Annotated in this window: 8 protein-coding genes and 1 pseudogene; 4 read left to right on the forward strand and 5 right to left on the reverse strand. The window is 67.9% G+C overall.

Annotation, left to right across the window (positions count from 1 at the left end; all coding sequences use genetic code 11):
- Window positions 1-5: 5 nt before the first annotated feature.
- From BLQ91_RS37830 to eccD, 5 genes are all read right to left on the reverse strand, one after another.
- Window positions 6-458 (reverse strand): hypothetical protein, encoded by a 453-nt coding sequence (locus BLQ91_RS37830; protein WP_090105127.1) that lies wholly within the window; start codon window positions 456-458, stop codon window positions 6-8.
- Between the two features lie 33 nt (window positions 459-491).
- On the reverse strand, window positions 492-791 hold the full coding sequence (locus tag BLQ91_RS37835) for a WXG100 family type VII secretion target (protein WP_090105130.1): 300 nt from the start codon (window positions 789-791) through the stop codon (window positions 492-494).
- Between the two features lie 48 nt (window positions 792-839).
- Window positions 840-1,208: a WXG100 family type VII secretion target gene (locus BLQ91_RS37840; protein ID WP_090105132.1), complete on the reverse strand. Its 369-nt coding sequence runs from the start codon at window positions 1,206-1,208 to the stop codon at window positions 840-842.
- Between the two features lie 129 nt (window positions 1,209-1,337).
- Window positions 1,338-2,747, reverse strand: a complete 1,410-nt coding sequence (gene eccB, locus BLQ91_RS37845) for a type VII secretion protein EccB (RefSeq protein ID WP_090105134.1) — start codon at window positions 2,745-2,747, stop codon at window positions 1,338-1,340.
- 2 nt (window positions 2,748-2,749) lie between these two features.
- Window positions 2,750-4,123, reverse strand: coding sequence for a type VII secretion integral membrane protein EccD (gene eccD / locus BLQ91_RS37850; protein ID WP_090105136.1), 1,374 nt, complete (start codon window positions 4,121-4,123; stop codon window positions 2,750-2,752).
- A 131-nt stretch (window positions 4,124-4,254) separates the two neighbouring features.
- Between eccD and eccCa the strand changes: the two genes are divergently transcribed.
- The 4 genes and pseudogenes from eccCa to BLQ91_RS37870 all read left to right on the forward strand — a co-directional run.
- Entirely contained in the window at window positions 4,255-8,217 is a 3,963-nt protein-coding gene (gene eccCa / locus BLQ91_RS37855) for a type VII secretion protein EccCa (RefSeq protein ID WP_245734254.1), read from the forward strand.
- Between the two features lie 675 nt (window positions 8,218-8,892).
- Window positions 8,893-9,348 carry a hypothetical protein gene (locus BLQ91_RS40815; protein WP_143023028.1) on the forward strand — a complete coding sequence of 152 codons (456 nt, stop codon included), beginning with the start codon at window positions 8,893-8,895 and terminating at the stop codon, window positions 9,346-9,348.
- A 240-nt stretch (window positions 9,349-9,588) separates the two neighbouring features.
- A pseudogene (locus BLQ91_RS37865) lies at window positions 9,589-10,637 on the forward strand (IS630 family transposase).
- Between the two features lie 88 nt (window positions 10,638-10,725).
- Window positions 10,726-10,945: transposase (locus BLQ91_RS37870; RefSeq protein WP_245734256.1), on the forward strand; the 220-nt coding region annotated here is incomplete at its 3' end.

A 10,945-nucleotide genomic window follows, 5' to 3' on the forward strand; every position in this document is an offset into this window, starting at 1 on the left:
GCGGCTCAGCTCCCGGTTCCGGGGCCCGGCGGCGTGGGGCCGGGACCGGGGTTCGACGGCGCGCCAGGGGTGAGCACCCAGGCGATCTCCTGCGAGTTCAGCTCGGACGTCAGGTCGAAGTTGTTGCTCTCCACACGCGCCACCTTGTCCAAGACGGCCGTGATCTTCTCGTCGAGCCCGACCAGGTACAGCTTGATGGCGTCGATCTGAGTGCACAACGTGGGTGCCGTGCCTTTGGCACCCTCGTACCTGTCGATCAGGATCCGGGCCGGGTCCCACTTCTCCGAACCGGCCAGCAGCCTGCGCTTGCCGGCGGCGCTGTTGAGGGTGTTGCGGAGTTCGACGATGCTCGGGTGGTCGTTCAGCTCAAGGATCAACGGCCCCAGGACTTTGCCCTGGAAATCCCTCAGGAACTGAGGTGTGATCTTGATGTCGCTGCTGTCCGGCTTGTCCGCCACGCCTGTCCTCCTTTCGCTCAGTGCGGTGTTGAACTAGAGCGACAGGAAGTCGTTGTTCGTCGAGTTGTCCACGCGCTTGTAGTGGACGAAGGCCTCGTTCATCGTCTGCGACGCCACGCCGAACCGGTTCGCCATGTTCAACGACGCGGCGTCCCACTGCTTCTGCACCGAGTCGTAGGCCGTCGCACCTTCACCGGTCCACGTGGCCTTCATCGGGGTGAGCAGCCTCTCCAGCTCGTCCAGCGCGTCGCGGATCAGCTTGGTCTGCCGGTCCATCTCGTTGGCGACCTCGGGAATGCTGGAGTGGACGGAAAAACCTTCGGGCAAAGACATGATCGTTCTCCTCTTGGCTCAGGGGTGGTGGTGATCAGCTCGGGCTGATCACTTCGGGTTGATGCCGTTGTAGACCTGATTGCCGACGGACGACATCGGGGTGCTGGAGTCACCGAACGACGGCCCGACGTACTGCGCGATCTCCTGCTCCATGCCGGTCATCTTCTTGTCGCTGTGCTCCAGCATGTCGCGGATCTTGCGCAGCATCCCGACCACCTGCCGGTAGTCGTTCTCCCAGCCCTCCATGGCGTTGCGGTACATGTCACCCGCCAAGCCCTGCCACTTGCCCTTCAGAACCGCCCTCATGTCGGCCACGGTGGCGTGTACGGCGTTGCAGGTGCTGAGGCAGTCGTCGACCGCCACCACACCTGCCTTCATCGCCGCGTCCTGCTTCGAGAAGTTCTGCGGCATCGACATCAGTCGGTGTCCTTCCGTTGAGGTACGACGGAGGTCGTCACCAGCGCGACGCTCCGGTGACAGAACACCAAGTCCGAGACCTCCGAACCATGAGGAACCACCGGCAGAACTCGCCGCCGATTCCTCCGGTCACTTTCCGCAGGTCTTGGCAGCCGGCAGTACGGCACCCCCGTTACGCAGCGCCAACGGGTCCAGCACCGCGCCGGTCGGGAGCAACGCGAGCAGACTCGCGGGTAGGCCAATCGAGACAGCGGAGTCGACGCCGAGGGCCTTGGCGCCGTCCGGTGGCACGGCGTACTTCACGCCGGTGTCGGTCACGAGGTAGAGCGAGTCACCCACCCGGCCGGACGCGGCGGCGGGTTTGACTAGCACGCCGGAGCCGGGCCGCACCGCGATCCGGTCGACCTTCGTGCACGGCGCCGCGACACCCGGTTGACTGAACGGAGGCTGCCCGTCCGTGGCAACCCGGTCGGTCACCGCGATCTGCGTGCGCGCCGCGTCACCGTTCGGGATCACGATGGCGCACAAACCTTGTCCACTATGGAGTGACACCGCACGTGGCGGTTGCGTTGCCGACGGGGCCTCGTTCTTGGACAGGTGCTCGCCGATCATCCGGCCCGGCAACGGGGTTACCACGACCTCGCCACCGCCGTAGGCCGCGGTGCGCACCTGCGGGTCCGAGATCAGCAACCGCAGGTCGAGCTGGGACACCGCGGTGAGTCCCGTGGGCGTGAGGACGTAGTTCTCGGTCGGCTCACCCGCGACCGAGTACAGCTGGCCGATCTTCGAGTCCGCCGAGCCGAGGCGGGGTCCTGGCGTGCCCATGCCGGCGATGACCATCGGCCCGAAGTCCGGGCCCGCGGGCAACGCGTCCAGCAGCGCGGACGGCGCCTTCACCGGCTGCGGCACGCCGTCCAGCGCGTCGAGCGCACCGCGGTCTACCTGCACCCGGTAGCGTTTGCCGCGCCACAGCAGGGAAGTCGCACCGTCCGGGGTCACCACGACGGCGGCCTCGTCCTCGCCGAGCGACCGCACGTTCCCACCACCACCGATGTGCAACGCTGTCGGCCCGGCCTGCTCACGACTGGTCGAGGCGCACACCTGCCACGAGTCGGTGGCGAACGCGGGCAACGCGTCGGGTGCGCCGATAATGCCGAGCGGTTCGCCGCGCGGCACGTCCTTGAGCGACTTCTCGTCGAGGTGCTTCACCTTGAGCTGGGTGCCCGCCACGAGCTTCGCTGAGGCGAAGTTCAGCACGGGCAGCAACTTGCCGCCCGCGTAGAGGAACCGCGCCCCGGTAGCGTCGACCACGACCATCGTGCCGTCGACCTTCCAGGACTTGTTCGCACCCGGCGAGATCAGGCCGAACAGCAGCATGGCGAGGCAGATGACGGTGGCGATGAGCCCGCCGATGGTGCTGCCCCGGTAGGTCCGGTGCAGCGGGCTCTCCGGCGCGTCGGGGTCGACGCGTAGCAACGCCGAGGTCAGCCTGCCGAGCATGAACCGGTGCGCCTGGACCTGATCGGTCTTCGAGTTCACGATCAGCCTCCCATCCCGCGCAGGAACCCGAACACCCCGAGCAGCCACAGCGCGAGCGGCAGCAGCGACAACGCGGCCAGGCTCTCCGCGATGTCCGCGAGCCGGCCCCACTGCGGCAGCAGCCGGCGGCCTGGCAGCGTCCACCTGGCCACGATCAGCACGGACACCGCAACGAAGATGACGACGATGAGCACCAGCGGGCGCGGTGACTCGAGATGCGAGGCGAGCATCCAGCGCAGCAGGCCGTACACACCGGGCACGATCACCGACAGGCGCTGCCACACGCTGCCGAGCGCACGCCCGTGCACCAGCAGCAGGCAGCTCAGCACTAGGGTGAACGTGGTGGCCTGCCAGGACGTGTCGCGCACCACGAACTCGATCGTGACCACGCAGGCGAGACCGATCGCGGTGAACAGCCCGGTCACGTAGGCGTCCGCGACCTTGCCGCCGCCGATGACCTTCTCGCCGTCATGCGGTTCGATGTCCTCCTGCAGCTCTTCCGCGGTGGTGGGCAGCGCGGGAAGCTTCAGCCCGGCGAGCCGGAAGGCGATCCGCGGCACGAACGCGCCGAGCAGCACCGCGACCACCGCGACGATCGTCGCGGCACCGGCGGCGCTCGCGCCGCCGAGCATCATGACCAGCCCGCCGCAGGCGCACAGCAGCCCGAACGTGGTGACGGACACGAACACCGGTACGGCGCTCGCGACCGCGGCCAGTCCGAGGGCACCGGCTCCCGCGCCCGCTGCGCAGGCCGCGAGCACGCGGGCGCCGGTCAGCACCGGCCCCTCAGGTCCGCTCGGGACGATGAAGCCAGCCAGCCCGAAGAAAGGCACCGCGCCGAGCGCCAGCGCGAGTGCCGCCACCGAGTCACCCAGCGCACGAGCCGCGGTGGCCGCGCACACCATCAGGAATACCCCCGCGAGAGCGGCGGCGAGCAGAGTCGGCCACGTCTTCATCGCGGTGGCCAGCAGGCCGAACCCGAACAGCGCGACCACGAGGACGCAGCCGAGCATCGTCCACCGGGTGGCGTCCGGACTCCACGAGTCGGACTGGGCCCGCGCCTCGGTGGACAGGCCGTCGATGATGTCGTCGAAGTGCACCGGTGGGAGCTGCTCACGACGTGGCAGCAGGTGCAGGACCTCGCCGTCGTGGAGCTTCAGCACGTCGATGGTGGCTTCCTGGTCCAGCGGCGCCTCGCCGAGCCGTTGGAGGATCCAGCCGTCGTGGTCCAGCCCTTTCTCGTCGAGGTCCTTTCCGGCGTAGCCGAGGATGGTCGGCATCAGGTCGATCAGCGGGATGTCCACCGGCACGGCTAGCTCGAAGCTGGTGGAGGGAGCCCGGACGCGGAGTTTGCACAGCCCGGAAGTGGTCGCCATGGCACACGCTTTCGGTCGGCGACCTACGCCTGGCTCACGAGTGAACCATTGCGTGGTCGGATTTCGTCACCTCATGCGGAGCTGCCACCACAGCACGTCCAGAGGGAAGGAATCCGGGCTTGAGTATAATCATGTTCCGCAAGGGGCCGCGACGTCCCGGACCGGAAATGCCCGAAGGCGAGCTGAGCGTCCAGGAACCGCCCACGCTGCCGGAGGTCCAGCGCAGCGCTGGTGCGATCATGATGTACCTGCCGATGGCGTTGTCGTCCACGGCGACGGTTCTTCTGTTCGTCCGGCCAGGTGAGAACGGCACGTTCAGCTATCTCGCCGCCGGTCTGATGACGGTGTCGTCGATGGCCATGCTGGTCGGCCAGCTCGGCCGCAGCGCGGGTGAGCGCAAGCAGAAGCTCAACGATGCGCGGCGCGACTATCTGCGCTACCTCGCGCAGTCCCGCCGCAAGATCCGCGAAGTGGTGACGCAGCAGCGACAAGCGCTGGCCTGGCGGCACCCCGACCCGACCTCCCTGTGGGCGTTGCCCGGCACGTCCCGGATGTGGGAACGCGAGGCCCAGGACGACGACTTCGGCGAGATCCGCATCGCGCTGGGCCCGCAGCGGCTCGCCTGGCGGCTGAACCCGTTGTCCACCAAGCCGGTGGATGACCTGGAACCGCTGTCGGCGCACGCGCTGCGCCGGTTCATCCACGCCTACGGCACCGTGGCCGACCAACCGGTTGCCGTGTTCCTGCCCTCGTTCGCCCGGATTCTCGTGCGTGCCGTTAAGAGCGAGGACGAGCAGCGGATTCGCGCGCTGGTCCGGTCGATGATCGCCCACCTGGCGGTCTTCCACTCCCCGTCGGAGCTGCGGATCGTCGTGCTCACCGCGCCGGAGCGGCGCTCCGCGTGGGAGTGGGTGAAGTGGCTTCCGCACAATCTTCACCCGAACGAGACCGACGGCGCCGGCGAGGCCCGCCTGGTGATCGAGTCGATGGCGGAGCTGGAGAACGCGCTGGGCGACGAGTTCGCGGGCAGGCCGGGTTTCGACCCGGATATCATGCCGGACAACCAGGAGCCGTGCGTGATGCTGTTCGTGGACGGCGTCACCGTGCCGTCGACGTCACGGCTGGCGGCGGACGGCTACCGCAACACAACGGTGATCGATCTCTCTTCCGCGTTGACTGACAAGGACGATTCGCAGACCCTCCACATGCGACTAGAGGACGGCACGCTCAAGCTGATCACAGTCGATCAGCACAACAAGGAGGTCGCGGGCGACCTCGGCAAGCCGGACGGCATCGGCATCAACACCGCCTCCGCGCTCGCGATGCGGCTCGCACCGTACCGGGTGGGCGCGCCGCGCCGGGTCACCGAACCGATGGGCGAGAACTTCGACCTCACGGCACTGCTGGGCATCAACGACCTGCAGACGCACGACGTGGCCGCGGGCTGGGCGGCGAAACGCCCCGGCGGCCGGCTGCGTGTACCGCTGGGCATCGGCCCCAACGGGGCACCGGTCGATCTGGACATCAAGGAATCGGCGCAGGGTGGCATGGGCCCGCACGGCATGCTCATCGGCGCCACCGGGTCGGGCAAGTCGGAGCTGCTGCGCACGATGGTGCTGGCGCTGGCGCTCACGCACTCGTCGGAGATCCTCAACTTCGTCCTGGTGGACTTCAAGGGTGGCGCGACGTTCCTCGGTCTCGACGAGCTGCCGCACACCTCGGCGGTGATCACCAACCTGGCGGACGAGGCCGCGCTGGTGGACCGCATGCGCGACGCGTTGAACGGCGAGATGATGCGCCGTCAGGAGTTGCTGCGCAAAGCGGGCAACTACAGCTCATTGCTCGACTACGAACGCGCTCGCGCGAACGGCGCCGCACTCGACCCGATGCCCACCCTGTTCGTGGTGGTGGACGAGTTCAGCGAGCTGCTGACGGCACACCGCGACTTCATGGACCTGTTCATCGCGATCGGCCGCCTCGGCCGGTCACTGGGCGTGCACCTGCTGCTCGCGTCGCAGCGGCTCGACGAGGGGCGCATCCACCAGCTCGAGTCTCACCTGTCGTACCGGATCGGCCTGCGCACGTTCTCCGCGATGGAAAGCCGCGGCGTCCTCGGCGTGCCGGACGCCTACCAGCTTCCGTCTGATCCCGGCAACGGCTTCCTCAAGAGCGGCATCGGCGAGCTGGCCCGGTTCAAGGCCGCATACGTGTCCGGCCCGCACCGGGTCACCCGCCGCAACGTCGAGCAGGCGCTGGTGGCCCGCCAGGTGGTGCCGTTCGCGGCGAAGTTCACCGTCCGCCACGACCCGGTGCCCGAGCCGGAGCCAGTGGTGGAGCCGGAGACGACCGAGTCGGTGGCGACCCTCCTGGAACTCGCGGTGGAACGCCTGCGCGACAGCGGCCCCGCCGCGCACCAGGTGTGGCTGCCGCCGCTGGACGCCCCCAGCTCGCTCGACGAACTGCTGCCACCGCTGGAGATCACGCCCGAACACGGCCTCTGCGCGACGACGTGGCACGGCCGTGGCAAGCTCACCGTGCCGGTCGGCCTGGTCGACCGGCCGTACGACCAAGCCCGCGATCCGCTGGTGGTCGACCTGTCCGGCAGCGGCGGCCACGTCGCCGTCGTCGGCGGTCCGCAAAGCGGCAAGAGCACCGCGCTGCGCACCATGATCACGTCGCTGGCGCTCACGCACAGCCCGGCCGAGGTGCAGTTCTACTGCCTCGACTTCGGCGGCGGCACGCTGTCCGGCCTGCAGAAGCTGCCACACGTCGGCGGCGTCACCGGCCGGCTGGACGTCGAGCGGATGCAGCGCACGATCGGCGAGGTCACCTCGCTGCTGGCGCGCCGGGAACGGTTCTTCGCCGACAACGGAGTGGACTCGATGGCCACCTACCGGCGCAGGCGGGCAGCGGGTGAGTTCCCAGACGAGCGGCACGGCGACGTGTTCCTCGTGGTCGACGGCTGGGGCGTCATCCGCCAGGACTTCATGGAACTCACCGGGACATTCAACGAACTGGCCGCCCGCGGTCTCAACTACGGCATCCACCTGATGATCTCGTCGAACCGGTGGAGCGAGATCATGAGCGCCGTGCGCGACCTGGTGGGCACGCAGCTCGAACTGCGGCTCGGCGACCCGGTCGAGTCCGTGATCAACATGCGAGCTGCGTCCGGTGTGCCGAAGATCCCCGGCCGCGGTCTGACCGAGCAGCAGCTGCACTTCCTCACCGCGCTGCCCTCGCTGGACGGCGTGGACCGAGACGTCTCCGAGCACATCGCCACCCTCGTCGACCAGGTGTGCGCGGCGTGGTCCGGCCCGTCCGCTCCCCCGGTGCGTATGCTGCCCGCCGTGCTGGACCGCGCCGAGCTCCCCGCTCCCGACGGCGATCTTCGCCTCGCGCTGGGCCTCGACGACCAGCGCCTCGAACCGCTGTGGCACGACTTCGAGGACAACCCGAACCTCGTGGTGGTCGGCGACGTGGAAACCGGCAAGACGAACCTGCTGCGGCTGGTGATCGACGGCATCACGGCGCGGTACAGCCCGCAGGAAGCGCGGATCATCACCGTGGACTACCGCCGCGGCCTGTACGACGCCGTGCCTCAGGAGTACCAGCTCGGCTACGCGGTCTCCGCCGACTCGGTGCGGGAGATGATCGACGGCGTGGCCCGCGCGATCCACACCCGGCTCCCCGGTCCGGACATCACACCCGCGCGTCTGCGGTTGCGTGACTGGTGGAAGGGCCCGCAGGTGTTCGTGGTGATCGACGACTACGACATGGTCTCGTCGGGGGGTGCGAACCTGTTCCAGCAGTTGTTCGACCCGCTCGCTCAGGGCAACGCGCTGGGCCTGCACCTAATCGTGACCCGAGGCGCGAACGGCATCAGCCGCGGTTCCAACGACCCGTTGCTGCGCCGCCTGGTCGAGGTCAACACGCCGGTGCTGCTGATGTCCTGCCCGCAGTCGGAGGGCGTCGTGTTCGGCGACATCAGGCCGCGCATACTGATTCCCGGCCGCGCGCAGTACTCTACCCGCCGCGGCACCACCGTGGTGCAGACAGCTGTCTCGGCGCACGAGGCGTCGCTCAACGCGAAGTAACCTGCACTAACGTTCGTACCTCGGGCCGAACCTGAGAACGCACCGGGCGGGAGGTTCATCGCCTCCCGCCCGGTGCGTCGAACCTCTGGCGTGCGTGGAGGGCTCGTCTAATGTGGAGGCCGCGGCTCGGCGGGGCATCAGACGTGGTGGACAAGTGGCGCACCCTGTTCGTGGCCAGGCGCCTGGACGCCTTGATGGACGAGGACAGGTCGGGACGGCCACGGTTGATCACGGTGGACCAGGCCGAAGAGGGATCGTGGCGACGCTGGAGGAGACCCGCGCAACGCCACGCACTGGTCGCGGACGTCGATGGCGGAGAAGGCCGGGCTGAGCAGGTCGACCATCGGCCAGATCTGGCGCAAATGAGCCTCGGAATTTCATGTGATCTGAGGCGAAACGCCCCTTGAACGCGCGAAAGTGCTTGTCGGGTACGGGAAACTGGTGTTTGCGAAGACATCAGATACACCGAGCAGGAAGGCACTTCGCAGGTGAAGCGTAGCGCAGGTCCGCGTCTGTTTCTTGATCCGGTTCGCGAGTCGCTGGTGTTCTCGGCGGGCGCGGTGCTGCTGCGGCGGACGCTGCGATTGTCCGGGGCGCAGCGGGCGTTGTCGGCGGCGCCGCGGCGGGGCCGGCGGGCGACACAGACGGCGAATACCTGTGCCCCGCCCCGGCGGCGTGCACGAGCAGACCACTCGCGAACGCTGGCACAAGGTCCACGAATCACTCGGCCAAGGCGCCGCTCTGCTCGACTGCCAGGACCGCGCCGAAGGCGAAGGCGACCGCCCGTCACGCCGGCCGCCCCTGCTCACCAAACCTGGGAACCTGCGCCCGAAGGACACGACCCTGCTGGAGGAAGTCGCCGCAGCCTGCCCGGAGATGATCGCACTCGCCAGTCTGGTACGCGGCTTCGTCGCACTGCTGACGCCGCCTGCGAGTAACGATGTGAAACTCACCGAGCAGATCGCGGATGCTCGCGCCATCGATCTGCCGCATCCACGCAGTCTCACCAACGATCTCGAGATCGACCGGTCCGCTGTGGACGGTGCCCGTGGGATTCAACCTTCTCCGCCACCGCGTCCTTCTGCCCAGACGACCACTCCACCTCAACACCGACTACGAGCCAGAGCCTGACGCTTGACAGGCTCCCAGCGAGTCGGAGTGAGAACGCCGTGAGCAGGTGCATTCCGGATCCGGCACGGCGGGCACAACGCTCCCGGAGACCGTGCGACTTGGACACTCATGATCTACTAATCCTGTTGCCAGAAGTTGTGTCTGTAACTCGCGGGAGTTGACCTTGCCGCGAACGTGAAGAGCCCCGTCGGGTTGGATTCGGTTACCACACAGAATCGACCCGACGAGGCCTTCACCAGTATGCGCCCCGCGCATGTCTACGCCGACTTGACCCCTGCCCAGCACCACGAGCTGATCACCGCGCTGCACGGCCCGTGGCGAGTCGCCGCCCGCATCGTCATCGTCCTGCTGTCCGCGTCCGGCATGAGCGCACCCGAGATCGCAGAGCTCCTGCACTATGAGCCGGTCACGGTGCGCCGCTGGATCGCACGACACACCCGCGACGGCATCACAGGACTGCCCGACCGGCCCCGCAGCGGACGCCCCCGCCTCGGCAGCCCCCGGCTCGGGCAACGCATCCACACCCTGCTACTGACACCGAAAGCCTGGACCACCGCCAGGCTCTGGCGCGCCGCCCGCCGACCCGAGATGAGCCTGCGCACCTTCCACCGGCGATTACGCGAACAGGCCAGCTGGCGGCGTCCCCGGCTGATCGCCAAAGGCGACCCCGACCACGACACCACCTGCACCACGATCCAGACCCGCATCGCCGCACTGCCCACCGGATCCGTTGTGCTGGCCGAGGACGAAACCCACCTTGACCTGCTGGCGCGGGTCCGGTCCTGCTGGATGCCCACCGGCCTGCGCCACCGCATCCTCACCCCCGGCAGCAACATCCGCCGCACCCTGCACGGCGCACTCGACCTCGCCACCGGCGCCTGGCACCACCACGTCTCGGTCAAGAACGTCTCCGTGGTGTTCTGCTACTTCCTGCAGACGCTGCTCGACACCTATCCCGACGCACCGATCGTCGCGGTGATCTGCGACAACGGCGGCACCCACCACAGTGGAATCACCAAGCGGTGGCTGACCAAACACCCACGCCTGATGCTGATTGAGGGCGCGAAATACAGCCCGCAGGACAACCCCGTCGAACGCATCTGGGCCGGCCTCAAACGCCACATCGCCAACACCGCACCCGCCACGATGGCCGGCCGCGTCCGCCAGGCCCACGCCTACTTCCACGACCGAACCAGCGAACCACCGAACAGAACCTCACCACCGCCGCACCCTGGACCAGCCCCTGGCTACTCGAAAGTTTCGGACAAGACTTCTGGCCAGGCGCTTAGAGTTCCTAACAGATTGATCAACTGTGGTGACTGAACGTTCATGATCGTTGATCATGAACGGGTGAGAAAGGGTGAGCAGCCACCGTGGATCGTGTCCGACGATCTGTGGGCGCGAATCGAGCCGTTGTTGCCTCGATGGGAGTACGCGCTGCCCAAGCTGGGCCGCAAGCGCATCCCGGACCGGCTGGTCCTGCAGGGCATCCTGTTCGTGCTGCATACGGGGATCCAGTGGGAGTTCCTGCCCCAGGAGCTGGGTTTCGGGTCCGGGATGACGTGCTGGCGGCGCCTGGCCGAGTGGAACGAGGCCG

The organism is Lentzea jiangxiensis (assembly GCF_900104175.1).
Classification (GTDB): Bacteria; Actinomycetota; Actinomycetes; order Mycobacteriales; family Pseudonocardiaceae; genus Lentzea; species Lentzea jiangxiensis.

What these genes read in the sequence shown, in the direction of transcription:
- BLQ91_RS37835 (WP_090105130.1), bottom strand. Translation starts at nt 791, where the DNA reads ATGTCTTTGCCCGAAGGTTTTTCCGTCCACTCCAGCATTCCCGAGGTC.
- BLQ91_RS37840 (WP_090105132.1), bottom strand. Translation starts at nt 1,208, where the DNA reads ATGTCGATGCCGCAGAACTTCTCGAAGCAGGACGCGGCGATGAAGGCA.
- eccD (WP_090105136.1), bottom strand. Translation starts at nt 4,123, where the DNA reads ATGGCGACCACTTCCGGGCTGTGCAAACTCCGCGTCCGGGCTCCCTCC.
- eccCa (WP_245734254.1), top strand. Translation starts at nt 4,255, where the DNA reads ATGTTCCGCAAGGGGCCGCGACGTCCCGGACCGGAAATGCCCGAAGGC.